The following is a 22,749-nucleotide window of genomic DNA, read 5'->3' as shown; positions in this document are numbered from 1 at the left end:
GGATTTTTATGGTGGGAAGTGTTTATATACTGGCTGTGAGGGCATTCATTGAGGATGATAACGGAAGGGTTCTCATAATCAAAAGATCTGAAAATTCAAAGACCAATCCATCCACCTGGGAGCTTCCCGGTGGAAAGGTGGGTACCGGCGAGTCCCTTGAGGAGGCCCTTAAAAGGGAGGTCAGGGAGGAAACCGGCCTTGAAATAACCCCCGGTGAGGTTATGGGGGTTGTTGAACAGAAGTTCCCGATAATAAACGCTGTTCATATCATAATCAGATGCAAGGCCTCGGGTAATGTGAAGCTGAGCCACGAACATGAGGGCTTTGCATGGGTTGAACCGGCTGGTCTTTCGAAATACAGACTTGCAGACTGGCTCGCCGACTTTGTGAAGGACATAAAGGTAGAAAGAAAAAGTGAAAGGTCAGGTTTCAGGGATATTCTTGGATTCATAAGAAGGAACTGAATCTGAAGGCTTCTTAAACATCCACCGATTGAAATCTCCTAAGGCAATGAATCTGAAGGCTTCTTAAACATCCACCGATTGAAATCTCCTAAGGCAATGAATCTGAAGGTCTCTTAAACATCCACCGATTGAAATCTCCTAATCAATGGAAACCCTCTTGACCTCTATGCTGCACTTTCCTCCTTCACAGTACTCAAATACATATCCACATTTACTGCACTTTATGGCCCCAACTATCTCCTGGTCCTCAGGTATGCCTGCCTCTTTCAGTTTTTCCTTATTCTGGGGGTATTTAACCGTTGAAACGTCCTTGTCCACTTCACCGCACTCAGGACATGGCTTTTTTAAATCCTCAACCCTCATGTTATCACTCGTTCGTATTCTATAGAACTATTATGAACCTTCCAACATATAAAGGTCACCATCCATATAGGTTTTAGGGTGAGGAAAATGGAAGTCCTCGAAGCAATTAAAACAAGACGAAGCATAAGGAAATACACCAAGAGAGACGTGCCAGATGAAATACTCCATAAGATACTGGAGGCGGCCATGTGCGGACCATCAGCGGTTGACCAGAGACCCTGGCACTTCATAGTAGTGAAAAACAGGGATATGCTTGAGAAGATACCAGAGGTGCATCCCTACGGGGCAATGGTAAAGGATGCCCCCCTTGCAATCATAGTATGCTGTGACACCAGCCTTGAAAAATTCCCGGGATTCTGGGAGCAGGACTGCTCCATTGCGTCACAGAATATACTGCTTGCAGCCCACTCCCTTGGTCTTGGTGCGGTCTGGACAGGTGTATACCCCCTTGAAGACCGTGTTGAGGGTATAAGGAGGCTGTTCCAGATTCCAGACCATGTTATACCCTTCTCAGTGATACCAATAGGTTACCCTGCAGAGGACCCCGGGACAAGGGACCTTTTTGACCCTGAAAGGATACATACTGAGAAATGGTAAGAAAATCACTTTAATTGTGACTGGAAATTAAAGATTTGCAAAAGTTAAGATCATCAACTGATTACAGGTGAAACTATGAAGATAGTTCTGGGATTACCCAAGGGTAGTTTAAACAATGTCAACCGTGGAAACACCTACAGGCTCTTCAAGGACGCCGGTTATGAGGTTAAGGGCTACGAGCCCGGGCGTGAAGAGAACGAAATAGAGATCACCAACGATCCTGAAATAAAGGCTTACCTCACAAGGCCCCAGAGTGCCCCGGTGGAGCTCAACCGTGAAATGCTTGATATTGCAATAATCGGCGAGGACTGGGTGCGTGAGGAATCCATAAACAGTGGCGATGAGTCCATAAAAAAGATAGGGGACCTTGATTACGGTCAGACAAGGCTTATAGTTGCCCTACCCAAAGAGGAACCCTACACCTCACTGGAGGACTTCTTCCTGAAAAATGCTAATAGGAAAACACCCATACTCTGCTTCACAGAGTATCCCAACCTCACAAGGGACTTTTTCATGAAGAATCCCGGCTACAGGGAACTCTTCGGTGACTCAAGACCAGTGGTGCAGATAAGGGGCCTCAGGGATGGCGACAATGAGATGGTCCAGATAATAAACTCTGATGGTGCAACCGAGGTTTACATCGCCAAGGGTGCAGACCTCATAGTGGACAACACCCAGACAGGAAGCAGTCTGAGAAAGGCTGGACTCAAAATAATTGACACAATAATGGAATCAAGCGCAGGGCTCTATGCCGGACCATCATGCACCGGTGAAAAACTTGAAAAGGCTGAGATGATATTCAAACAGCTCTACGGCGCCACCAAGGCCAGGAACTACTTTGATGTTAAGTTCAACATAGCAAACCACAGGGCAGAGGATGTGGTTGAGTTCCTCATGAAGATGGAGTACTGCTCAGATGAGCCGACCGTCGTTCCAGGCAGGGAATTTTCACAGATCAACGTCCTCATAGATAAAAGGAGATTTCCTGAAATGCTTGAAGAGATAAAGGGCTTCGGAGCATCAGCAATAGTACGAGAAAACATGAAACAGTACATAAGATAATCTTCAGAGCATCAGCAACAGTACTGGAAAACATAAAACAGTACATGATATGGGTTATCTGATTTTCTTTTTCAGATATACAAATTAAAAAGGTTTGAGAGGTTTACTCTGAAACCTTCTCCTTTTTCAGGATGCTGTTAAGTGATCTCAGCAGAGCAAGATCATTCTTGGAATCTATACTTGCAGTCTTATTTTTGCCTCCGCAGTATGGACATGTATCCTTCCCATCAATCCACTGCTCACCGCAGATCAAACACTTCTGTTTTATCTCAGGAACCAAATTATCACCATTAATGGATTATAAGAAAAAATTCGGGGCTTAATATGTAGAACCTCATCTTATATAAATCTTCCTGAAAAATTACTTAAAGGGCCGCGAATAGAGGTTTATAAAGGTGATAGTTTGCAATTAAAGGGAATTATACTGTTCATGACAGCCCTTGTCCTTTTTTCAGTGAATATCAGTGGCGCGGCGGCAGTTGATATATTCCTCACCTCAGACTGCATAACAGGCAACAGCTCCTCTGATATTGAAAACCTCAACCTCATCAAGAGCTGCATTGAAAACGAAAGTGAACACAATGTTACAGTGGACCCCAAAGCCCCGAAACCTGGTGAGGGTTGCCGTGCAATAAGCTGCGCTCCTCAGGGTGGAGTAGCGGTTTACCTTGCAGCCTCCTGCCCGGGGGCAATGAGGGAAGTCGCTAAACTTGCAGCAACCACATCCAAGGGTGTGATATTCGTAAACACCGGGAAACTCAACCTCAAAAATACCTACATGCTGAGGAGGGCATGGGACGATAACTTCTCCACCAAGTACTTTGCAGGTATCAGGTACCCCTACAGGTTCCTCACCTCCGCAGGTGTCAGGATCATACAGCCAAACATTGACTGTCCCGGTGCCTCCTGGGAAGAAAAGTGCCGGTTCATAGCATCGGAGATCATGAGAATCCTGAATGAAACCCCCGGGATGACCCAGAAGAATGGGAGATTCTACAACAGCAAACTCATAGCCTACCACAGCATTGACCCTGCAGTTATGGCCCGTGTGGCTGATGGAATACACACTGACCTGAAAAACGGCAGAAAACTCAAAAGGACCTACAATGGTTACAGACCAGAGACATTCCTTCTCATGGTAACAGACTACATGAACGGGCCCATAAGATACCTGAAGGTAAGGGGACCCTCAAATCCTGGTGTTAAGAGCACATTCCATGGTTACCTCTCAAGGACCCAATACCGGAAACTTGCAGCCGATGTCAACAGGTACATGAGAAGGTATCTGAGGGCACCGAATTATGTACGATTTGAAAATGGAATAATAGGTTACAGGGACCTCCTCAGAATGTACTCAGGGATTACAAGGACCCACACATCCAGTAAAAAAATGCAGCTACCATCATCCGTGAAAATCTAATTTTTTTAGTGGCTCCTCATAAGGTGAAGGTAACACCACACTTCAATTTTTTAAACCTTTCCAACCGGCGCCATGTAAATGGCGAATTCATCCACACCATCAACCCCCAACACCTCATCAAGGTACTCCTGGTCATAGGCTGCAACCGCACATGTACCCGCACCTATGGCCTCACAGGCAAGGTAGAGGTTCTGGCAGACATGTCCTGCGTCAATGAGGATCACCCTGTGGGCCGCAAGACCATACCTCCACTCCATCCTGTAGGGTATCGTGGTCCAGATGAATGTCACAGCGGATTCTCCGGTGAAGCGCTGATTGAAGGACGCCTCCACTATTCTCTGGGAGAGGTTATCGTCAAGGTACTCCACCAGCAACCGGTGCACCGATGGTATGTACCTGTAGAGACCCACCTCAAGGCCCTCCACATTGAAGACCGCAAGATAGGTTTCAAAAGTGTGCCTGCAGCCGGCTGATGGGACAGTGCGGAAGGCGCTGTGACCTGCAACCATCCTTATCCCCTGGGTGGCCCAGAGAAGAAAAGAAAGTTCCTCAAGTTTCAGGGGCCTGTCAGTGTAACTCCTGCGGCTCTTACGGTTTCTTATGCAGCTTACAATATTCGCATCCACCATTTCGGCCCAGTCAAGTACCGGGAGGTCAATCATTTCAGCATCCTCTCGCCATGGCTTCTCGAATGGTGGTGCAGCCACACCCATGCTCTGGGGTGTTTTTGAAAAATCTATCCTCTTCCTTATACTATCCTTCAGGAAGTAACGGTTCCTTTCAATCTCATTCATCAGAATCCCCCACTTATATCTTCACAAGGATCTCATTCCTTCTCAGGAAACCGGGGACTGCAGGATGGTTATACTGGGCAACTATAAATCCTGATCTGGGTTTTATGGAATTTTTTCTGAGCCACTCCCTGAATTCACCAGTTCTTTCCTCCACCATTCTCTCATTCACCCTTCCTGAAAATTTATAGACCGCAAACCTCTGATTCTTCTCAGCCCTGAACCTTATACGTGTGTCACTGGGCTCTGGAAGTGTTTCAAGGGTGTATGATGATGGCATGGTAAACGATATCCTGTAAACTCCCTCATCATCGAGTTTCTCCTCTGTAACCGGTGCTGCCATTGGTATCTTCTCCCCCAGTCTGACTCCAGTTACCGGGGATGTCATTGGAATCTCCTCCCTGCGCCTGTTATTGCCGAATATGTAGTCTGCAAGGATGGAAAATCCCCTAAGCATCGCATCCCTGAAGTTCCCCTCAACATCCACCTGTGCCAGTATGTACCCTGGATAGCGCCTTATCTCAAAGTCACCGTCCTCCAGTTCAACCTCATAATCTGGACTCTCAGTCAAAAAAACAACCCCCTTACAACCTTATATATCAGACCATATATATCTAGGTTACATGATGTGGATAGTCGAAGCTTACTGTGACCTCTGCAGGGCTAAGAGAACCCTTGAAGTTGAAGGTAGAACACCACCCTACCACATTGGAGACAGAATAGAGGAGTGTCCCTGTGGCGGTAAATATGTGGTGGAAGAGATAATAGAGGTCTGAACATGAAGATGGAGGAGTTTCTGAAGGAGTGCCCTGTGTGCGGCTGCAGGGACAAGGTTGTTAAGAGAAGATTCATGGATGAGCACAAGTCAAGGACGTCCCTGAAGGAAATCGTCTGTGAAAGGTGTGGCCATGTATTTGAAACCGCTGATTAGGTGATGGAATGGCATTCCATGTTATGATCATCCCCTCAATGAACTGTCCCTCCGACTGCAGCTACTGCTGGGGTGTTGACCGGGACTCAAAGGTGATGGACACTGAAACAGTGAGAGAAATGGTTTCATGGCTGAGGGATTTCAGGAAAGAACCCGCCACATTCACCTTCCATGGGGGAGAACCTCTCCTTGCAGGCTACGAATTTTACAGGAAAACCCTGCAGCTGATATCCACTGAACTCGATTTTCTAAAACCCGCATTTGCCATCCAGACAAACCTTTGGCTCATGACCGACGAACTGGCTGAGCTCTTTGCAGAGTACAGCATACCCATCGGCTCAAGCCTTGATGGTCCCCGAGAAATAAATGATCACCAGAGGGGTGATGGTTACTTCGATAAAACCATGAAGGGCTATGAGATAGCCAGGAGGCACGGTCTGAAGGTGAGCTTCATAAGCACATTCACCTCCTACTCCATAAGAAGAAAGGAGGATATATTCGAGTTCTTCCTTGAGAATAAGATGAACATGAAGCTCCACCCGGCCCTCCCCTCCCTCAAGAGCCCTGACCCTGAGGAGTGGGCCATAACCGCAGAGGAGTACGGGGATCTCCTCCTCTACCTCCTTGAGAGGTACCTTGAGCACTTTGGTGAAATCGAAATACAGAACATTGCCCACTTTGCAAAGAGCGCCTTTCTCCGCAGGGGTGTTGTGTGCACACACGCGGACTGTGTGGGAAATACCTTTGCAGTTGACCCCTACGGGGACATATACCCCTGTTATCGCTTCGTTGGCATGAAGGATTACATAATGGGTAACGTATCTGATAGGCCCACCATGGAGGATCTCAATGAAAGTGATGCCCTCAGGTCCCTCTATGAGTGGAGAAAAATGGTTGATGATGAATGCGGTGACTGTGAATTCTACAGATACTGCCTCGGTGGCTGCCCATACAATGCCATAACAGTCGAGAATGGAGTGCGGAGGATAGATGGTGTCGACCATCAGTGCCAGGCCTACCGGATGATCTTCACTGAGATCAACAGGAGGGCCAACAGGGAGTTTCTCGAATCTGGAATCCTTGGAGGGCAGAAGAAGAAATCAAAACCTGGCGTGCTGGATATAATGATGAAATAATAAAGTTATAACTATGAGACACTCATTAAAGACCGGCTTCAGCATAGTATGATTAAAAAGGACTAATAAACCCATGAGACACTCATTAAAGACCGGCTTCAGCTTCGGTCTTACATCGGCCATAATAACCACCCTTGGCCTTATGGTGGGACTCCATTCAGGTACCCATTCCAGGCTTGCGGTGATTGGGGGTGTGCTCACAATAGCAATAGCCGACGCCTTCTCTGATGCCATGGGTATACACATCGCCGAGGAGTCTGAGAACCGGCACAGCGAAGTTGAGGTGTGGGAGTCCACCATTGCAACGTTCATGAGCAAATTCGTCTTTGCCATCACATTCCTCTTACCTGTTCTTCTACTTAACCTGACAGTTGCGATTGCAGTGTCAGTCATCTGGGGCCTTCTACTTCTGGGTATCCTGAGTGTACATATTGCAAGGTCACAGAATGCGCCCCTCTGGAGGGTGCTTGGTGAGCATCTCATGGTGGCAATCCTGATTATAGTGATAACACACTACACAGGTGACTGGATAGCCTCAACATTTGGCTAAAACAAGTATTAAAGCAGCTCCATTAGGCCCATACACCACTAAAATCTCAAAATTTGAGAAAAACCAGTATTATGACCCTATGGACTCCATGATCTCCTTATATGATGCACTGCATGCCAGGTCAAGTGCCCCTGATATGCATGAGTCGTCACCCTCGGAAACCCAGGAACTCCAGAGTTTCATTGCCTCCATTTCAGGGTCATCAGAGACAGGGACCAGTACAGGTTCAAGCATCATTGCACGTATCTCATAGACTGTGTGGAGGTACCTGCTGGATCCAGGGGAGGTGTGTGGACCGCAGATGCCATCAGAGATATAGTGGCTTGCAACACCATAGCAGTAGCTGGCATAACTGTAGTTACCTGAATCATAGCTGATTTTCCCCTGATCTAACCAGAACCTGGCCTTTTCAAGGTTATATGGATATACGTGATATTCAAAATCAAAAAAAACCGTGTCAGGGTCGTCTGCTCCATTCTTCATCTCATCAAGGCTCAGACGGTTTTGAACATCAGAGGGCATTGCATGATAGACCCCCCCTGCAATATCATGGTGATTCTTTACAGACCAAGCCGATGCCCCCTGAATCTGCAATGCCACAAGAATCAGAACCGCGGCTATAAAAATAGACCTCATCTCAACCTCACAGTAATCAGGGAATTTTTATAGAAATAGTTATGTTCTCCACATATAAACCTTTTGCGAGATACCGTGTGAATTAATAAAAAATTTATGGTGAAGCTTAACTTTTTATGATGAACACCCCTATTAATAAAAAATTTACAGTACACGCTTGAGTTTCATGGTACCGTTACAGGCGTAAACCTCCGCAGGTATTGAAAATGTCTCAACACAGGTTTTCACAGAATCTGCAATTGGGTAGGGTGCAACTATCCAGAACCTGATGCCATCGGTGTATGCAAATCTTCTCCATTTTCTTATATCACTATTATCGGTGCTTATCTCAACTACAATTTCATCGGAGCCATTAAGGGCATGGACATCAGGCAGGAACCCCTTCAGCATACGTGGTCTGAGTTTCTTTTTACCATTATTCACCTTTAAATCGTATCCCTGATCTCTGAGGTGTTCAACAACCGTTTTTAACATTATGGAATATTTATCCTCATTTTTACTGTAATTTAAAGGTCTTTTAATCATTTCAGGCCCCTTAACTCTTTTTTTATCATGATGCCAGAAATTTATTTTTCTGAACATTGTATATAGTATTGTCCAATGTAGTATAAATACTTATACCTCATGGAGATTGCACTGCAAAAAATATATATATTGCTGGAATATAGTAGATATTGGTGATTATGATGAGCGTTCTTGATGATGAAACTCTGAAGATGAGGTACATTGAACTTGTCAGGAAGGGTATACTGGAGAGTGATGAATGTGCTTCCTATGCCAGCAAGGATGAGTTGAAGCCCTGTATGAAGCAGAAGGTTGCGGAATTCGATGACTTCTTTGTGCCGGGTACTGTGCTTATAAGTGAGAGGGCGTCCTACAGGCTCAGGGTTGGATACCCCATGGAATAAACATTTTTCTGGTAATAACCGCAACCTTCAAACCAACCTTTTTTGTAAAACAGCACCAATTTATAACACATTAAACCAACTCCTTTTTTGTAAAACTGTACTTATAAACTCTCTTAGATTATAACGAGTTTACCTGCATCGGTAATGGAGTATCTATCAAACATCTGGGACTGCTCCACAAGTCCCATTTCCATCAGACCTGATAGGTGCTTGTAGACCATAGCCCTTGAAATGCCGACCTTCCTTGCAATTAAAACCGCGTTGAGGCTTTCCTCCTCAAGGACCTCTAGTATCCTGAGCCTGGTATCGGATATGTCAAGTTTCAGTGGGGGAAGACGCACCGCAGAATCCCCAAAGCACGTGTAGATACCATCCACCCCCTCACGGTGGGCTAAAAATGAGAGTAGACCTCCAAGGTCACTTCCATCGAATGCAACATAGACCTCCCCATGCTTTTTAGCCCCCCTTATGACCTCTGCTATCTTTCTGGCGGCCTCAATGGGGTTTTTACCTTCAACCCGAATAATACCTCCCTTTATGAATTTCTCGAGACATGTGTCATTGAAGTCCTCTGTCTGTACCGATATCAGCCCATCTATCTGGGCCTTCACAGCCACATCAAAGAGGCACCTTCCCCGCAGGTTACTCACAAGTGTCTTCATACCATCACCATTTACAGATCTCAGTATAGTAGATAGTAATCTCATTATAATATATAATTGTATATGTCTGATTTCCAGAAATGGGAATCCTTAAATTATCACATGTGGAAAATGTTCATCAAAGAACATTAAACAACAGGGGATGTTAGATGACTGTTCAGGAGATGAAAATCGCAGGTGATGATCTCTCAACAAGGGACATCAACAGGAAGATAAAGGAAGGGCTGAGGGAGAACATAAAGAAATTCAGCATAGAGAGCAACGCTGAACTTGACTCCATTGTTGTGGGGATAAGGGAGGAGGCAGAGTTCATCCTCAGTGGAAGGTTCGGTGACTTCGTTGGGGCCCTCAACCACGGACCAAAGATAGAGATTCATGGAAAAACCGGGAGATACGTTGGCAACAACATGACCGCGGGGGAAATAATCGTCCACGGAGATGCAGACGATGGTGTGGGTTTCGGAACCTACAACGGAACAATAGTCGTCCATGGAGACGCAGGTGACGGAATCGGGCAGCTCAACAAGGGCGGTGTGATCATAATCGATGGAGACATAGGTGACCTTGCAGGTCTCTACATGCTGAGCGGAGACCTCATAATAACCGGTGACACCGGTAAGGATATAGGTGACTGGATAATAGGCGGCAACATATACGTTGGTGGAGACTTCGAAACCGGAACCAATGCAAAGGTCATGGACCCTGAAAGGGACGACCTGGACAAGTTATCCTCACTCTTCAGCAGATACTCAATAGACGCCTCTCCAGAGGAATTCAAAAAAATACAGCGCAAGGAGATACGTCCATTCTACGGTTAGGTGGTTTAAATGGTGCAGATACTCTTAACGGAACCTGAAAAATGTGATGGCTGTAACAAGTGTGTGGAGGCCTGTGAGGAGGTCCTCGGAAGAAGTGCCATATTCCTCAACAAGATGGACACAGGATACCATGCAATCGTATGCCAGCAGTGTGTTGACCCGTCATGTGCAAGGGGATGCTTCAGGGATGCCATCCAGAGGGAAAACGGTGCAGTGAAGATCAACCAGGAGTCATGTGTGGGCTGCAAACTCTGCATGCTCATGTGCCCAATAGGTGCCATAACCTACACAGAGGATGGGATGGTTAAGTGCGACCAGCAGTGCATGGAAAAGCCAGGGGATACACCTGCATGTGTGGCTGCCTGTGAACAGGGATGCCTAGAGGCCCTCGACGTTATGGAGTACGTGAACGACATCCAGAGGGGCTTTGAAATCAAAAAACCAAGTACAAGCTCAATAACACCATCATCACCATCATCAGACCTTGCAGCAGCAACACAGGGGCTCTGTGTATTCTGCGGTACCTGTGAAATCGTCTGCCCAACAGACGCCATAGAGATTGTGGAGGACCATGCCGAGATCGATAAGACCAAGTGTATCATGTGCGGGTCATGTCTTGCAGCATGTCCTGTTCTCCTGCCAACCGGTGCAGGCAGCATATGGGACCCGAGGACAATCGCAGATATCAGGTACACATCCAAGGCAGGTAAATATGTCCTCAGGGGATTCGGTACAGAGAGGAGGCTGCCAAACTTTGATGATATAATAATACTCCCTGCCCAGGCATCAATTCCCCCAGTTGACAAGTACAGGGAGCCCTGCAACACCAGCGTGGTGCTGGGTGACAGGTTCGCAGAGGAGCCACTGGTCCTCCAGACACCTGTGCTCATCGCAGGTATGTCCTTCGGTGCCCTCAGCAAGGAGAGCAAACTGGCCATGGCCAAGGGCACATCCCTCGTGGGATCCTGCGCCAACACAGGTGAGGGTGGAATGCTACCTGAGGAAAGGGAACTTGCAGATAACCTTATGGTACAGTACTCCAGCGGCCGCTTCGGTGTATCCTCAGATTACCTCAACGTGGCAGATGCAATAGAGGTCAAGATAGGTCAGGGCGCAAAGCCAGGAATGGGTGGGCACCTCCTGGCAGAGAAGGTGAGCCCTGAGGTTGCAAAGATCCGTGGAATACCCGAAGGAACAGACGCCCTCAGCCCTGCCCGTTTCCTTGACGCCACAAGGGAGGGAGACCTTGCAAAGCACATAGAACTCCTCAGGGAGGTCACCGACTGGAGGGTGCCGATCGTTGTCAAACTTGGACCTGGAAGGGTCTACGAGGACGTCCAGATCGCCGCCGAGGCCGGTGCAGATGTGATCTCAGTTGATGGAATGGAGGGTGGAACAGGTGCTGCACCTGAGGTTGTTATAGAGCATACAGGTGTTCCAACCCTCGCAGCCCTTGTGCAGGCAGTTAACGGTCTCAATGACATCGGTCTCAAGGATGAGGTTGACCTCATCATAACCGGTGGTATCAGGAGCGGTGCCGACGTTGCCAAGGCCATGGCAATGGGTGCAGATGCTGTCTACATCGGTACAGGTGCAATGATCGCCATGGGATGCCGTGCCTGCCGCATGTGCTACACAGGTAAGTGCCCTGTTGGTGTGGCAACACAGGACCCTGTCCTCAGGCAAAGGATGGACGTGGACCTTGCAGCCAGAAGGGTTGCCAATTACATAAAGTCCATGACCGAGGAGGCCAAGATGCTGGCACAGCTTGCAGGCCACGACGATATAAGGAAATTCAGCCCCGATGACCTGCGTGCACTGGACACCAATACAGCGGAGATCACGGGACTTAAACTCATAAACCAGTGAAATTCGCTGAAACCTTTTCCTTTTCAAAAATCCCCAAACTTTCTTTTTCACAATCCCTAAACCACAAAATTCCAAGAAACCTTCTTTTCCCGCTGAAATTGATAAAGGATTTATCAGTTGAACACTGAATATTTCACATGGACACAAAAAGCAGGAACATTATACTGGTGCTGCTCTTTGCAGGGGTCTTCATGGGGGCGCTGGATATAGGAATAATCGGCCCGGCGCTTCCTGCAATCGAGAAATCATTCCATGTGGACCCCCGCCTTGCATCCTGGATGTTTGCATCATACATACTTTTCTTCATGGTGGGAACACCTGTCATGGCAAAGCTCTCAGACAGGTACGGTCGGAGAAACATTTACATCCTTGACATAACCCTCTTTGCAGCGGGATCCGCCATAACAGCACTATCACCATCATACCCCCTTCTTATCCTCGGAAGATCACTTCAGGGATTCGGTGCTGGGGGTATCTTCCCTGTTGCAAGTGCATTCATAGGGGACACTTTCCCCCCTGAGAGCCGCGGAAGGGCGCTCGGTATCATCGGATCGGTATTCGGTTTCTCATCAATAGCAGGGCCCGTGCTTGCAGGTTTCATACTCCCCTACGGGTGGGAGTGGCTGTTCCTCATCAACATCCCGGTGGCAGCCATCATTGTTATAGCAGGATTCTTCATACTCCCCGTCACGGTTAAGGATGATGAGGGTGGTTTTGATGTCCTGGGGACCATCATACTCGCAGCCCTTGTCACGTCACTGGCCATTGGCATAAACCAGCTTGACACAGCAGATATCCCGGGAAGCATCACAAGACCAATCGTGTCACTTCCCCTTTTAATCGCCATGGCACTTCTACCCATCCTATGGCGTGTTGAAAACAGTGCCCGGGACCCCATAATACAGGTGGACCTCCTGAGGGAAAGGGAGGTCAGAATTGCAACTGCAATATCCGCAGGTAATGGCCTGTCACAGTCGGCCATCGTCTTCATACCAAGTTATGCCCTCCTGGCCCTTTCACTATCAGAATCAATGGCCAGTTTCAGTTTACTTCCATTTGTGATGACAATGGCCCTTGGGGCACCTGTTATCGGTTTCCTGCTTGACAGGGTGGGGTCGAGGACCGTGATGGTCTCAGGTAGCCTCATACTTATAACAGGGTGCCTGATGATGGCCCTTCTATCATCCACCCTGGGACCCTTCATACTGGCAGAGGTTCTCATGGGCCTTGGCCTCATAACAGTTATAGGGGCCCCCCTGAGGTACATAATGCTTTCTGAGGCCCCCCTGAACACAGGGCCTCCGGCCAGGCCCTCCTGAATATACTTTCAAGTGCCGGTCAGCTGGTGGGTGGTGCCATGATTGGGGGTGTTGTGGCATCCATTGGAGGAACCGGTGGTTACAGGTATTCATTCCTCCTCCTTGTGTTTGTCGCCATGACCATCTTCCTCCTATCAACACGCCTCAAGAGAAGGGAAGAACAGCTCGCTACCATGAAAAGGAACCTTTAGTTATTGAAATCATGTCTCCAGGATAATAATTCGGTTAATTACCATGCCCTGAATCTCCAGGGAACATACACCTTATTTTCTGATTTCAGTAAAAATCCCAAGGCTGAACACCAGAAAAATAAATTGAGACACTCAGCCATCGGCCTTTTACATGAGAAAAAGAGCCAATAACATCAAATCCGGAAAAAGACACTGGAAATATCAATATAACAGTCCAGTACTTCAAGGGGCAGCATGGTCACTGGGGGGATTCTCTGAGAATTTTAATATCTATTTGCTGATTATCACCAGAGTCCAGCCGAGTGATGCTGAAAGATCCTTCATCTGTTAATACATTAAAAGTGAACCGTAATATATATATGAGTTTTTCTTATAGATTTATTATCAATTTATGGTGGTGATAATGATGAGAAAGTCGTGTCTTTGGGGTTTGCTGATCCTCCTCACACTCACGGTATCTTTTAACGCTGCTGCGGCCGCAGAAACCCCGCAGGATAACAGCAGCAGCCCCACCGATCCCATGGAACTATCCACAGCAGATAACCCTGAAGGGAACTTCACGGATCCAGCAGAGTTCACCATAGACGATAACATCACAGCCGACACCACAGGAGTGGTTATGCAGACCAGGAACTACACCTGCGGGCCGGCAGCACTCGCCACACTACTCCAGAACCTCGGAATAAACACAACCGAAGATGAGCTCGCAGACCTCGCCGAAACCACAGAAGACGGAACAACAATGCAGGGACTCATCAAAGCAGCAAAGGCCAAAGGCGTGAATGCAGTCGCAAAGAGGGTTTCTGTAGAAAACCTGAAACCTGGGATGATAGTCTACATGGACGGTCATTACAGTGTCATAAGAGATGTGGATAATGAGACAGTTTCACTGGCAGACCCCAGCCTCGGGAAGATATCAAGACCACTTGAAGAATTTAAAGATGAATACAGTGGTATGGCACTACTTATAAGTGGAAACAACACATCAGCGGACGGAACAGGAGATAACCTCTCAGAAAACACCACAGAAGAACCATCGCCAGAAGAAATTGAAAACATAAAAGGAAGATATCACACAAGCTACACGGAATACAGGAAAGTATACGTGCGTGTAGAATATCGGTGGGTCTGTGGGTGGCACAAAGAGGTTGTAGGGGGTATACATACAATATTTGGAACTTTTCCACTTTACAGAGAAGTATGGGGCTGGTACAGAGTCTATGATCCGCACTATGAACTAAGAGTCATAGCCATTAAGAGGTGAAAAGTATGGATAGAAGGCATTTTCTGATTCTTGGTCTGCTTGCTGGCTTTTTTGTGGGTTATGGGGTGAGTGAGCTTCTTATAGCAGGTATTCCCCTTCCATCCAGTGGGGATGATCTCGCTAAACCCTTAACAGGCGCCGAAGCCGTGAAATATAAGGAGGAATGCCGTGCACTTGACCTTTCCACTTCAAGGGAGGATCCATACGCCCTCAACGGTCAGAAGGTCTGGGTTGAGGGAACAGTGTATAAAAAGGGGGAATCATACGGTGTCAAACCACAGGAAACCTTCATTGCCCTCAAGATCAACACCACACCAGACTACATACTCCTAAGTTACGCCGGAACAACCCCAATAAAAAAGGGGGACCATATAAAAGCATATGGTGAATACTTCTACCCTGCAGAGGACACAACCACACCTGAACTCAAAAATAAAGAACTCCCTCTGATAAAAGTCGTCTACATTGAGAAAATAAACAGCTGATACATCAAACACATGGAACACAAAACACTCCAACATTCCTAGTTAATACAACAGTAACCAATTATTTTTTTAAGAGGAGAAAAGTTATGAAATATAAAAGGTTTATATTAACGTTACTGGCAGTTTTTGCCATAACTGCGGCTATAGTTCTATCAGGGTGGCTGCAGGGGGATGACTGGCCCTATTCTTCTATGCTGTATCAGGGGGACCCTGTTGATTCAGCAGCCTATATTCTCATTTTAGATGTCATTGTTATGCTGTTCATGACTGGGTTGAAGGGGGTTATCATAGACACGGGTGGATGCTATGACCATGACTTTACCGGGACACTGCTGATCAGCGCCCTGTTCACACTGGGATTCAACCTCATAGGTTTAACAAACGCCATCATCACAGAAACACCCATCAACAAAAATGTTGTGGGCACCGCATGCGTCGCGCTTACAGTAACCGCCACCGCATATATCGCCTTTACAGTGTTAACCATAATCAAACCAGTAACTGATTCAAAAGATTGAGAAAAAAGCATCATTAAAATACAGCAAGCAAAAAAAGTATCGGTTAAAGATGAGGGTTGAATGGCATGGTGAGGAGTTTAACTGGTGGAAGGTTTATTACATGGTTTGCCGGGACAGTGTACGGGGGTTCCCGGGGCAATGGATGCCCCCATCTCATCTTTGAACCTTCAGAAGGGCGTTATTATCGTACACATTGTGGGTGGCGGTATTAAAGTACCGCCATTCTAAAGGAAATTAACCTTCAGTAAAAAGGCCTTCCCTAACTTACCGACACGACCTGTTAGTCTATGATATTTTATCTCCTAAAAATAAAGTTGGGTTATTCCGATGTGAGATACTGGTAGGTGAGTGCTGCAAGAACCGCCCCCACAATGGGGCCTATGACGTAGATGGGGTAGTAGTTCCAGAGGTTAGTGCCTGCGAAGATCATGTCATTGAGGTAGGGGCCGAAGGTACGTGCCGGGTTCAGTGAGCTTCCACTTATGTTGCCCAGTGTTGTGATTATACCGGCAACCGTGAGCCCTATAACTATCCCTGCAAAGCCCTTGGGGGCTCTCCTATCAACGGCAACACCCATTGCGGTGATCATGAGGAGGAATGTACCAACTATCTCTGCAAGCATTGCCTGCCAGTAGCTTATCCCCGGGAATGGTGCTGTTGCCCCCAGCCCACCAACGGTGGCTGCACTGATACCTGCACACTGGAGGAATATGAAGCTCCCGAATGCAGCTCCAAGGAGCTGTGCGATGATGTAGGGTATGACTTCACGTCCAGGGAACTTCTTAACAGACCATAACCCTATGGTGACTGCCGGGTTTATGTGGCAGCCCGAGATGTTTCCCAGGGCATATATGCTGGCAGCTATTGCAAAACCAAAGGCGAGACCTATTGCAACCCAGTCCCCGAGTCCCCCAAGGAGCCCTATTCCAATATTGAATGGGTTGGGGGATGTGCCGCCAGAGGCTATCATCAGTGTTACCGCGGCTGACCCTGCACCAAAGAACACAAGAATGAAGGTCCCTATAAACTCGGCGATGCACCTTTTTGTAAGGGATACCATGCTATTCCTCCTTCATAACGTTGTAGCAGTAGGGGCAGAGTATCCTTGGAAGGGTACCCCCAACCTTCTCTGCCGGAAAGGGGTAGCCGCCACTCCATACCTCGGTTTCCTCGCGTATTGCGTGTTCTGTGCAGAGGCCCATGCCACAGACAATGCATATGGCCACAGCATCGGTGTCCTTTCCCTGCTCTGCACATACATAGCATTTCATACCATCACCCGAAAAAAGAAGTGTTTTAAGGCTATACAGCCTCTCTCCACTGGCAGTGGTTGTGCCTGAAGTCCACCAGTGCTGCCGCTGCGCAGTTCTTACAGGTCCTTGCAGGTGATGCTGCGCTCTCCTTATGGAGTGCGATTATGTTGGTCATGAGGGTTGCTGTTACAGGTTCACTTGTAAGGAGGCATGGGTAATCGGCAAGTCTCATGAGGGCTGAGAACCTCACGGTTATTGCGCAGGCAGGGTATGTGTAGCGCTGCGGGTTCATTATAACCTCGTTTTCATGTATCGGTGAGAGGTCAACCTTATGTCCAGCGACCATTGGCTCAAGTGGACCCTCTCCTCCGTTGAGCATCCTCCTTGCTTCATCCAGGTGGGTCCATCCACGGTATATCATGTCCATGAAGTCACTGTTGTGGAGCTCTGCTGCAGCCCCCCTTGTGGGATATAACTGGACATAGTTGTGGAACCTCTTGGTGAGGAGGTCAACAACACCGATTGCATTGAATCCGTCGAGTTCAAGTATGTACTCAACTGCACATGCAGATGAACCTGTTGCAAGGCTCAGCACATCATATTCGCTCCTAAATGAGCTGACTGCACTGTTAAGTGTGCTTTCCATAACCCCGGTTGTTGCCTCGATTATGGCCATCACCACATCATCCTTGCACATGTTGTAGGTGGACTGGGCTATGTGGTGTGATATGTCACCGACGCAGTATGCCGGCACCGTGAGTATGTTGCCGTAGTGCACCCCATCATCAATGGCGGCCATCACCGTCCCCTCCATCTCCTTCCTGTAGCGGGACATGTACTCCCTCACATCGAAGGACTCGTGTCCATGATCGTCCATGAGTTTTGCCTGTGCCTCAACAGGTTCCTGGTAGATGTATTTCACCATTTCTATTTCCTTCTCTGCCGCCTCTGCAGCGGTTGCCCCGTTTTCGATCTCATTTGCGAATACCTCTCCAATACCATAGGAGGTGTTCATACCCCATGACTTTGCTGAGAGGATCGCCTGTTTGTGCATCTCAGGTATATCTGTCTCCCTGAGGATCCTGTTCACCACGTTGCTTGTGCTTCCTGGCATGAGGGCAAAGTCAACCACACAGGTTGGTCCATAGAATCCCCCATACCTTCTTATTGCCTCCCTTCCTATGAGGGCCTCTGCCCTTCCTATTGCATCTATGAATGCCTCAAGGCTCTTCTCAAATTCAGTGTCCTCGTCCCTCAGTATCTCCAGGACCACGGGTGTCTGGTAGTGTTCAACGAAGGGGTCATCCTCCGGTCTTATGGTGTCTGTAAGGCTGTCAAGTATCTCATAGTGGGCCTTCACTGAGTCCTTGTGCAGGTTTATCACCGCCTCGCTCTGCTCTCCCACAGCCTTCATGTCCTGCACAACGTCCAGGTAGGCCTTTGTATCCTTTATTTTAAACTCCTTTCCCCTGTTCTTTTTTATGGTTTCCACATCGGCTTTCTGGGCCATCATGGCCTCTTTTACCATTTTCTCATATAACTCAGCCATTAGATCACCTTCGGTAGAAATGTCTCCCGGATCAGTCCCCGGTTGACCACATTCTACCAATATTAAATAGATCACCTTCATTAATATCACTTTCTAAAAGTTACAAGACAAAAGTTTTAAATAAATGTTGTTTTCTGGAAAAAATTCAGTTTATCATGATTATTAATTAAAATTTTTCGGAGCTGGGGGTAAAGATGAAGTGGCAGCAGACACATATACAGCTACGGTGATGGCATGCCGGTTGACTTCAGTATGGAAAACATCAGAAGGTGCCTCTGCCTCGAGTGTCCCGTCCAGAGCAGGAGTCAGTGCGTGGCAGATAAGAAGAAGATAATGCTCCTCATAACCCAGCAGGACCTTGACAGTGCCATGCGCATGGACACCGACCGGGTTCCAGGGGTCTACTGTTCCACAGGTGAGGCCATTTGCAGGGATATAGATCCCCATGATGAATGCCTCTGCAGTGGGTGTGAGGTCTGGCGTGAGCACAGGTTATCTGAGGATGAGGTATCTGAGTACTTCTGTGTCAGAGAAAGGTAAATTCGTAATATAGATGTATAATGAAGTTGGTTTCATGGTGTGGAAAAATGGTCAGAAATGTCAGATCTGGACCGCCACATATATACCAAAACATCAATAAACCGTAAATTTGGGTTGAAATTTTTCAGCCATCGGAGATATCTGTAAGTGACATCATAATATACCCGAGACTCATCAGAAGCCATGAAGGATGAGTCACCCATGTAAGTGATCATATTATACCCGAGGTGAAGGATATCCAGCTATCACACATATCTGTAAGCGACATCATAACGGTGCTCACTCCAACATGCAACCTCAGGTGCAGGTACTGCTTCTTCACCCCAAGGAGCTGCAGGGAGTACGATGCAGAGAGAATAGCAGACAGGGTCCTGAAGATCAGTTCAGAGGAGGGTATAGACAGGGTGCTCATAGCAGGTGGTGAGCCCACACTGCAGATGGACCTGCCTGAACTCACAGAGGCCCTCAGCGGGGACCTCCATGTGACCATCTCAACCAACGGCACACGATGGGAAATCCTGAGGGAGAGCGCATTCCATGAGGTCCACGTTGACCTCAAGGCACTCGATGATGAGAAACACGTGCAGCTCACAGGGGGATCCAACCAGGCGGTTCTTGAGTGCATAGAGAAACTCGCGGGTTCAGGTAAACTGGAGGTCTCAACTGTCCTTGTCCCTGGAATCGTGGATGTTGATGAGATTGAAAAAATAGCAGAGTTCCTCTCAGAGTGGGACGTCCCCTACAGAATAACAGGTTATGTCGGCTACAACAACAGCCTGGGTGCCAGGAGGCCAGGAGATGATGAAATACTGAGGGCTGCGGAGATAAGCAGGAAGTACCTCAGCAGTGTCTCAACGTCACTGGACTTCCGGAGGCATAAGAGGAGAAGGATGGTCCTTGACCACATCTGAACAGGCGATACTCATCAGATGTTTTTGGATGTCATGGATAGCATTTCCCATTTGAGGCATCTGAACAGGTGATGCTCCATCAGATGTGCTCCTCTGCGATTAAAATCAAAAAATATATAAATGGTCCCGCTTTTATATGGACAGTAGGTTGGGGATCTTATGAGAAACGCGATGATTCCGGTTATGGCATTATTCTTGCTGGTTATGGGTGTTTTCACTGCAGCCGCGGTCAATGAGACAGAAAACAATTCATCAGTGAATAACACCTCAACTCCCCGTGGGGGTGTGGTGCAGCCACTCTCATTGGGGTCATCAGTAACCGTTGAACCCTCCACCATCAGCCTCGGCACTGTACCCCCGATGGGATTGAGAGGAGCTACCCGAACGCTGTAACAGCAACCGTCGACTACATACTCGCCTTTGGTGATACCCTCTCTGTGAGGGCATCAGATGACCTTGTGAATACCGCTAACAGTTCACTCAAAATACCCCTCTCCAATTTCAAGTTCAGTACACCAGGTCTCAGCCCGACGCCATTTACAAAATCCAACCAGGAGATAATGAAATATTCTGGATTGTGGGGATCCCGGAGTGTCCAGCTCAGCCTGTACATAAAGGTGCCCCCTTACACGGATCCTGGCACATACTCAACGACCCTTATCTACACCTCAACCTGATTTTGTGAAAATAGTCACAAATACATTAATTATATGTTTCCACTGTCACCAAATCTCGAAAGATTTATATAGTATGCTGTGACAACTAATTTTATCTAAAAATTACTGGTGATACAATATGAGGGAAAAAATAATGGGTGTAATCCCGCTTATGGTTGCCCTGATGTTTGTGGTGGCACTCGGTGCATACAGCTCACCATCCTATGCGGCAACGGCAACACAGACAGTGACCGTCACAGTGCCAGAGGCCATTTCAATAGTAGTGCCTAACGTTAACTTCGGAGTAGTAAGTGCAGGAACCACAGGTACAAGCCCTGACTTCACGATACAGAACACTGGTAACGTTAAGATCGACCTATATGTCAATGCAACTGATTCAGCACTTAGAAGCGGAACTGCAACAGATATCATTGGTGTAGGTAACCTTACAATAAACAGCAACGTTGCCAACAACTATGTCCAGATTCCATACGCCTCACCGATAAAGATATACGACAACATGAACAAGGCAGCCCAGGGATCAGGTACACCTACCACCTGGACAACAAACATGAAACTCGTGGTGCCATCATTCACAGAAGACGGGGCATACTCAATAAACCTGCTCTACACCGCAGTTAAACACAACACTGCACCTTAAACATCTCCACTTTATTTTTTTGGAGAAATACCTTTTCATTTTCCATTCATTAACTATTTAATAAATACCGTCAAACTTTTTCTAGAGGTTGATAACCATGAAACCCAGACATCTAACTGCAATTCTTATATTTCTCTTCATCCTGGGATCAGCGGCACCGGTAATCGCAACCGGACTCTGGGCCTCACCCGCAGACTTCAGATACAACCTTAAACCTGGACAGTCAGTGAGTGGCGAAATCACAGTGAGAAACATTGGTAAGGAAGAGGTGAACGTCAACGTAACAAAGAAGAGGCTCCTCATGGACAGCGTTAACCTGGTATACTCCGACAGGGGGATAGCCCAGTGGATCACAATAGAGGGCAACACGTCATTCAAACTGAAACCCGGCGAGTCAAGGAAGATCAGATTCACAGTGAATGCACCAGGGAAGATAAACTACCTTGACGCTGCAGGGGCCATCATCATAAAGGGTCTTCCTGTGCAGAATGTTACCGGTGGCATCCAGATAGTCCAGGGCGTTGAACTCGTCGTCCCCATCTACGTGGGGCTCCCGGGACCAATAATCGAGTCACTGAAACTTGAAGACCACAGCGCACCCAAGGTGCTTCTGAGCTTCATGCCAGGTAAATTCACCTACCTCCTAAAAAACACCGGTACGGTGCAGGCAAACATGACAGGGGCCATTGAACTCACCGGTATAACAGGGACACAGAGGGTCCCCATCGAGGGTGTGGTATACCCTGAGGACAACTACACACTGGTTGAGACCTGGAAGCCAGGTTGGATAGAATTCGGACCCTACATCGCAAAGACAGAGATAAACTATGGCCGCTACCACCAGACAAAAACCATAGAGACATCCGATACCGTCATAGTGATACCCGCATGGCTTATAATCCTCATTGTGCTTGGAGCCGCGATCTGGGTTATCCGCAAGAAGGAAATTGAACCCCCAATCTCAATCAGGATAGAAAGAAAGAAATAAAGGCATTAAACGTCTTCTCCAAACACCTTTTTATTTTTAATATTTTTAAACCATTTAAACGTCTTTCATTCTCACACCGAATACTCCATCACCATGCAGAATTGAGTATTATTTTTGGCCATTACTACCTCAATTTAGTAATAACTAAAATTTATATGTTAGTAATATCATTATTTTTTATGAAAGAATTGAAGGAGGTGAAAATTT

At 47.3% G+C, this 22,749-nt stretch carries 32 protein-coding genes; 20 read left to right on the top strand and 12 right to left on the bottom strand.

Translation table 11 applies throughout. The annotated features are described in order from the left end of the window. Positions 1 to 8: 8 nt before the first annotated feature. Positions 9 to 464 (top strand): NUDIX domain-containing protein, encoded by a 456-nt coding sequence (locus AB9H23_RS01385; RefSeq protein ID WP_370005094.1) that lies wholly within the window; start codon positions 9 to 11, stop codon positions 462 to 464. Positions 465 to 602: 138 nt separating this feature from the next. Here AB9H23_RS01385 and AB9H23_RS01380 read toward each other — a convergent pair whose 3' ends face one another. Next, positions 603 to 827: a TIGR04165 family Cys-rich peptide gene (locus tag AB9H23_RS01380; RefSeq protein ID WP_048174901.1), complete on the bottom strand. Its 225-nt coding sequence runs from the start codon at positions 825 to 827 to the stop codon at positions 603 to 605. A gap of 87 nt (positions 828 to 914) precedes the next feature. Between AB9H23_RS01380 and AB9H23_RS01375 the strand changes: the two genes are divergently transcribed. Together AB9H23_RS01375 and AB9H23_RS01370 are read left to right on the top strand one after the other, a co-directional pair. After that, positions 915 to 1,424, top strand: coding sequence for a nitroreductase family protein (locus tag AB9H23_RS01375; protein WP_370005092.1), 510 nt, complete (start codon positions 915 to 917; stop codon positions 1,422 to 1,424). A gap of 75 nt (positions 1,425 to 1,499) precedes the next feature. Then, complete coding sequence (locus AB9H23_RS01370; protein WP_370005090.1) at positions 1,500 to 2,486, top strand: ATP phosphoribosyltransferase; 987 nt, start codon at positions 1,500 to 1,502, stop codon at positions 2,484 to 2,486. A 103-nt stretch (positions 2,487 to 2,589) separates the two neighbouring features. Here the strand turns inward: AB9H23_RS01370 and AB9H23_RS01365 are convergent, their stop codons facing one another. After that, on the bottom strand, positions 2,590 to 2,766 hold the full coding sequence (locus AB9H23_RS01365; RefSeq protein WP_300479643.1) for a hypothetical protein: 177 nt from the start codon (positions 2,764 to 2,766) through the stop codon (positions 2,590 to 2,592). A 123-nt stretch (positions 2,767 to 2,889) separates the two neighbouring features. Between AB9H23_RS01365 and AB9H23_RS01360 the strand changes: the two genes are divergently transcribed. Further along, positions 2,890 to 3,906 carry a pseudomurein-binding repeat-containing protein gene (locus tag AB9H23_RS01360; protein ID WP_370005088.1) on the top strand — a complete coding sequence of 339 codons (1,017 nt, stop codon included), beginning with the start codon at positions 2,890 to 2,892 and terminating at the stop codon, positions 3,904 to 3,906. Between the two features lie 50 nt (positions 3,907 to 3,956). On the opposite strand, the gene AB9H23_RS01355 is transcribed toward AB9H23_RS01360, so the two are convergent. Then, positions 3,957 to 4,700, bottom strand: coding sequence for a SagB/ThcOx family dehydrogenase (locus AB9H23_RS01355; RefSeq protein ID WP_321211720.1), 744 nt, complete (start codon positions 4,698 to 4,700; stop codon positions 3,957 to 3,959). A gap of 13 nt (positions 4,701 to 4,713) precedes the next feature. Next, a complete protein-coding gene (locus AB9H23_RS01350) occupies positions 4,714 to 5,268 on the bottom strand; it encodes a heme-binding protein (protein ID WP_370005086.1) in 555 nt (184 codons plus the stop codon). Positions 5,269 to 5,323: 55 nt separating this feature from the next. Here AB9H23_RS01350 and AB9H23_RS01345 point away from each other — a divergent pair, with 55 nt between their 5' ends. From AB9H23_RS01345 to AB9H23_RS01330, 4 genes are all read left to right on the top strand, one after another. Then, positions 5,324 to 5,473: a hypothetical protein gene (locus AB9H23_RS01345; RefSeq protein ID WP_370005085.1), complete on the top strand. Its 150-nt coding sequence runs from the start codon at positions 5,324 to 5,326 to the stop codon at positions 5,471 to 5,473. Between the two features lie 2 nt (positions 5,474 to 5,475). Beyond that, positions 5,476 to 5,628, top strand: coding sequence for a TIGR04165 family Cys-rich peptide (locus AB9H23_RS01340; RefSeq protein WP_321211717.1), 153 nt, complete (start codon positions 5,476 to 5,478; stop codon positions 5,626 to 5,628). An 8-nt stretch (positions 5,629 to 5,636) separates the two neighbouring features. Beyond that, positions 5,637 to 6,764, top strand: a complete 1,128-nt coding sequence (locus AB9H23_RS01335; RefSeq protein ID WP_370005083.1) for a TIGR04083 family peptide-modifying radical SAM enzyme — start codon at positions 5,637 to 5,639, stop codon at positions 6,762 to 6,764. Positions 6,765 to 6,837: 73 nt separating this feature from the next. Then, entirely contained in the window at positions 6,838 to 7,314 is a 477-nt protein-coding gene (locus tag AB9H23_RS01330; protein WP_370005081.1) for a hypothetical protein, read from the top strand. A gap of 69 nt (positions 7,315 to 7,383) precedes the next feature. Here the strand turns inward: AB9H23_RS01330 and AB9H23_RS01325 are convergent, their stop codons facing one another. Together AB9H23_RS01325 and AB9H23_RS01320 are read right to left on the bottom strand one after the other, a co-directional pair. Beyond that, the gene (locus AB9H23_RS01325) at positions 7,384 to 7,950 is read right to left on the bottom strand and encodes a zinc dependent phospholipase C family protein (protein WP_370005079.1); all 567 of its coding nucleotides are present in this window, start codon (positions 7,948 to 7,950) and stop codon (positions 7,384 to 7,386) included. Between the two features lie 144 nt (positions 7,951 to 8,094). Then, a complete protein-coding gene (locus AB9H23_RS01320) occupies positions 8,095 to 8,475 on the bottom strand; it encodes a hypothetical protein (RefSeq protein ID WP_370005077.1) in 381 nt (126 codons plus the stop codon). A gap of 161 nt (positions 8,476 to 8,636) precedes the next feature. Here AB9H23_RS01320 and AB9H23_RS01315 point away from each other — a divergent pair, with 161 nt between their 5' ends. After that, positions 8,637 to 8,858, top strand: a complete 222-nt coding sequence (locus AB9H23_RS01315; RefSeq protein ID WP_147671043.1) for a hypothetical protein — start codon at positions 8,637 to 8,639, stop codon at positions 8,856 to 8,858. A 113-nt stretch (positions 8,859 to 8,971) separates the two neighbouring features. Here AB9H23_RS01315 and AB9H23_RS01310 read toward each other — a convergent pair whose 3' ends face one another. After that, positions 8,972 to 9,520 (bottom strand): ArsR family transcriptional regulator, encoded by a 549-nt coding sequence (locus AB9H23_RS01310; RefSeq protein ID WP_370005075.1) that lies wholly within the window; start codon positions 9,518 to 9,520, stop codon positions 8,972 to 8,974. 149 nt (positions 9,521 to 9,669) lie between these two features. Between AB9H23_RS01310 and AB9H23_RS01305 the strand changes: the two genes are divergently transcribed. From AB9H23_RS01305 to AB9H23_RS01275, 7 genes are all read left to right on the top strand, one after another. Further along, on the top strand, positions 9,670 to 10,338 hold the full coding sequence (locus AB9H23_RS01305; RefSeq protein ID WP_370005073.1) for a tributyrin esterase: 669 nt from the start codon (positions 9,670 to 9,672) through the stop codon (positions 10,336 to 10,338). Between the two features lie 9 nt (positions 10,339 to 10,347). After that, on the top strand, positions 10,348 to 12,207 hold the full coding sequence (locus AB9H23_RS01300; protein ID WP_370005071.1) for a glutamate synthase-related protein: 1,860 nt from the start codon (positions 10,348 to 10,350) through the stop codon (positions 12,205 to 12,207). Between the two features lie 137 nt (positions 12,208 to 12,344). Further along, on the top strand, positions 12,345 to 13,526 hold the full coding sequence (locus AB9H23_RS01295; RefSeq protein ID WP_370005069.1) for an MFS transporter: 1,182 nt from the start codon (positions 12,345 to 12,347) through the stop codon (positions 13,524 to 13,526). A 38-nt stretch (positions 13,527 to 13,564) separates the two neighbouring features. Beyond that, on the top strand, positions 13,565 to 13,717 hold the full coding sequence (locus AB9H23_RS01290; RefSeq protein WP_255503767.1) for a hypothetical protein: 153 nt from the start codon (positions 13,565 to 13,567) through the stop codon (positions 13,715 to 13,717). Positions 13,718 to 14,120: 403 nt separating this feature from the next. Further along, positions 14,121 to 14,981, top strand: coding sequence for a C39 family peptidase (locus AB9H23_RS01285; protein WP_370005067.1), 861 nt, complete (start codon positions 14,121 to 14,123; stop codon positions 14,979 to 14,981). A gap of 5 nt (positions 14,982 to 14,986) precedes the next feature. Beyond that, entirely contained in the window at positions 14,987 to 15,466 is a 480-nt protein-coding gene (locus tag AB9H23_RS01280; RefSeq protein WP_370005065.1) for a hypothetical protein, read from the top strand. Between the two features lie 86 nt (positions 15,467 to 15,552). Then, a complete protein-coding gene (locus AB9H23_RS01275) occupies positions 15,553 to 15,984 on the top strand; it encodes a hypothetical protein (RefSeq protein ID WP_370005063.1) in 432 nt (143 codons plus the stop codon). A 319-nt stretch (positions 15,985 to 16,303) separates the two neighbouring features. Here the strand turns inward: AB9H23_RS01275 and aqpM are convergent, their stop codons facing one another. Genes aqpM through AB9H23_RS01260 form a run of 3 tightly spaced genes read right to left on the bottom strand, consistent with a single transcriptional unit; the run spans position 16,304 to position 18,786 of the window. Next, entirely contained in the window at positions 16,304 to 17,044 is a 741-nt protein-coding gene (gene aqpM, locus AB9H23_RS01270; RefSeq protein WP_370005061.1) for an aquaporin AqpM, read from the bottom strand. A gap of 1 nt (position 17,045) precedes the next feature. Then, on the bottom strand, positions 17,046 to 17,255 hold the full coding sequence (locus AB9H23_RS01265; protein WP_147671048.1) for a DUF2180 family protein: 210 nt from the start codon (positions 17,253 to 17,255) through the stop codon (positions 17,046 to 17,048). A gap of 31 nt (positions 17,256 to 17,286) precedes the next feature. After that, positions 17,287 to 18,786, bottom strand: coding sequence for a DUF2193 domain-containing protein (locus tag AB9H23_RS01260; RefSeq protein ID WP_370005059.1), 1,500 nt, complete (start codon positions 18,784 to 18,786; stop codon positions 17,287 to 17,289). Positions 18,787 to 19,020: 234 nt separating this feature from the next. Between AB9H23_RS01260 and AB9H23_RS01255 the strand changes: the two genes are divergently transcribed. After that, positions 19,021 to 19,326 (top strand): DUF2769 domain-containing protein, encoded by a 306-nt coding sequence (locus tag AB9H23_RS01255; RefSeq protein WP_370005057.1) that lies wholly within the window; start codon positions 19,021 to 19,023, stop codon positions 19,324 to 19,326. A gap of 227 nt (positions 19,327 to 19,553) precedes the next feature. Then, positions 19,554 to 20,237, top strand: a complete 684-nt coding sequence (locus AB9H23_RS01250) for a radical SAM protein (protein WP_370005055.1) — start codon at positions 19,554 to 19,556, stop codon at positions 20,235 to 20,237. 14 nt (positions 20,238 to 20,251) lie between these two features. Here AB9H23_RS01250 and AB9H23_RS01245 read toward each other — a convergent pair whose 3' ends face one another. After that, on the bottom strand, positions 20,252 to 20,587 hold the full coding sequence (locus AB9H23_RS01245; protein WP_370005053.1) for a hypothetical protein: 336 nt from the start codon (positions 20,585 to 20,587) through the stop codon (positions 20,252 to 20,254). A gap of 56 nt (positions 20,588 to 20,643) precedes the next feature. Continuing rightward, positions 20,644 to 20,850, bottom strand: coding sequence for a hypothetical protein (locus AB9H23_RS01240; RefSeq protein WP_370005052.1), 207 nt, complete (start codon positions 20,848 to 20,850; stop codon positions 20,644 to 20,646). A gap of 182 nt (positions 20,851 to 21,032) precedes the next feature. Between AB9H23_RS01240 and AB9H23_RS01235 the strand changes: the two genes are divergently transcribed. Both AB9H23_RS01235 and AB9H23_RS01230 read left to right on the top strand, forming a co-directional pair. Next, positions 21,033 to 21,554 carry a hypothetical protein gene (locus AB9H23_RS01235; RefSeq protein ID WP_370005050.1) on the top strand — a complete coding sequence of 174 codons (522 nt, stop codon included), beginning with the start codon at positions 21,033 to 21,035 and terminating at the stop codon, positions 21,552 to 21,554. Positions 21,555 to 21,651: 97 nt separating this feature from the next. Next, entirely contained in the window at positions 21,652 to 22,542 is an 891-nt protein-coding gene (locus AB9H23_RS01230) for a hypothetical protein (RefSeq protein ID WP_370005049.1), read from the top strand. Positions 22,543 to 22,749: the final 207 nt, after the last annotated feature.

It is taken from the genome of Methanothermobacter sp. KEPCO 2 (assembly GCF_041228365.1).
Lineage (GTDB): Archaea > Methanobacteriota > Methanobacteria > Methanobacteriales > Methanothermobacteraceae > Methanothermobacter > Methanothermobacter marburgensis.
The sequence above is the reverse complement of the archived record's forward strand: the minus strand, read 5'-3'. Positions and strand labels throughout refer to the sequence as shown.

Bases quoted from the DNA above. Each gene is read 5' to 3' on its own strand.
- AB9H23_RS01385 (WP_370005094.1), top strand. From the start codon at position 9: ATGGTGGGAAGTGTTTATATACTGGCTGTGAGGGCATTCATTGAGGAT.
- AB9H23_RS01380 (WP_048174901.1), bottom strand. From the start codon at position 827: ATGAGGGTTGAGGATTTAAAAAAGCCATGTCCTGAGTGCGGTGAAGTG.
- AB9H23_RS01375 (WP_370005092.1), top strand. From the start codon at position 915: ATGGAAGTCCTCGAAGCAATTAAAACAAGACGAAGCATAAGGAAATAC.
- AB9H23_RS01370 (WP_370005090.1), top strand. From the start codon at position 1,500: ATGAAGATAGTTCTGGGATTACCCAAGGGTAGTTTAAACAATGTCAAC.
- AB9H23_RS01355 (WP_321211720.1), bottom strand. From the start codon at position 4,700: ATGAATGAGATTGAAAGGAACCGTTACTTCCTGAAGGATAGTATAAGG.
- AB9H23_RS01345 (WP_370005085.1), top strand. From the start codon at position 5,324: ATGTGGATAGTCGAAGCTTACTGTGACCTCTGCAGGGCTAAGAGAACC.
- AB9H23_RS01340 (WP_321211717.1), top strand. From the start codon at position 5,476: ATGAAGATGGAGGAGTTTCTGAAGGAGTGCCCTGTGTGCGGCTGCAGG.
- AB9H23_RS01335 (WP_370005083.1), top strand. From the start codon at position 5,637: ATGGCATTCCATGTTATGATCATCCCCTCAATGAACTGTCCCTCCGAC.
- AB9H23_RS01330 (WP_370005081.1), top strand. From the start codon at position 6,838: ATGAGACACTCATTAAAGACCGGCTTCAGCTTCGGTCTTACATCGGCC.
- AB9H23_RS01325 (WP_370005079.1), bottom strand. From the start codon at position 7,950: ATGAGGTCTATTTTTATAGCCGCGGTTCTGATTCTTGTGGCATTGCAG.
- AB9H23_RS01320 (WP_370005077.1), bottom strand. From the start codon at position 8,475: ATGATTAAAAGACCTTTAAATTACAGTAAAAATGAGGATAAATATTCC.
- AB9H23_RS01315 (WP_147671043.1), top strand. From the start codon at position 8,637: ATGAGCGTTCTTGATGATGAAACTCTGAAGATGAGGTACATTGAACTT.
- AB9H23_RS01310 (WP_370005075.1), bottom strand. From the start codon at position 9,520: ATGAAGACACTTGTGAGTAACCTGCGGGGAAGGTGCCTCTTTGATGTG.
- AB9H23_RS01305 (WP_370005073.1), top strand. From the start codon at position 9,670: ATGACTGTTCAGGAGATGAAAATCGCAGGTGATGATCTCTCAACAAGG.
- AB9H23_RS01300 (WP_370005071.1), top strand. From the start codon at position 10,348: ATGGTGCAGATACTCTTAACGGAACCTGAAAAATGTGATGGCTGTAAC.
- AB9H23_RS01295 (WP_370005069.1), top strand. From the start codon at position 12,345: ATGGACACAAAAAGCAGGAACATTATACTGGTGCTGCTCTTTGCAGGG.
- AB9H23_RS01290 (WP_255503767.1), top strand. From the start codon at position 13,565: ATGATTGGGGGTGTTGTGGCATCCATTGGAGGAACCGGTGGTTACAGG.
- AB9H23_RS01285 (WP_370005067.1), top strand. From the start codon at position 14,121: ATGATGAGAAAGTCGTGTCTTTGGGGTTTGCTGATCCTCCTCACACTC.
- AB9H23_RS01280 (WP_370005065.1), top strand. From the start codon at position 14,987: ATGGATAGAAGGCATTTTCTGATTCTTGGTCTGCTTGCTGGCTTTTTT.
- AB9H23_RS01275 (WP_370005063.1), top strand. From the start codon at position 15,553: ATGAAATATAAAAGGTTTATATTAACGTTACTGGCAGTTTTTGCCATA.
- aqpM (WP_370005061.1), bottom strand. From the start codon at position 17,044: ATGGTATCCCTTACAAAAAGGTGCATCGCCGAGTTTATAGGGACCTTC.
- AB9H23_RS01265 (WP_147671048.1), bottom strand. From the start codon at position 17,255: ATGAAATGCTATGTATGTGCAGAGCAGGGAAAGGACACCGATGCTGTG.
- AB9H23_RS01260 (WP_370005059.1), bottom strand. From the start codon at position 18,786: ATGGCTGAGTTATATGAGAAAATGGTAAAAGAGGCCATGATGGCCCAG.
- AB9H23_RS01255 (WP_370005057.1), top strand. From the start codon at position 19,021: ATGCCGGTTGACTTCAGTATGGAAAACATCAGAAGGTGCCTCTGCCTC.
- AB9H23_RS01240 (WP_370005052.1), bottom strand. From the start codon at position 20,850: ATGTACAGGCTGAGCTGGACACTCCGGGATCCCCACAATCCAGAATAT.
- AB9H23_RS01235 (WP_370005050.1), top strand. From the start codon at position 21,033: ATGAGGGAAAAAATAATGGGTGTAATCCCGCTTATGGTTGCCCTGATG.
- AB9H23_RS01230 (WP_370005049.1), top strand. From the start codon at position 21,652: ATGAAACCCAGACATCTAACTGCAATTCTTATATTTCTCTTCATCCTG.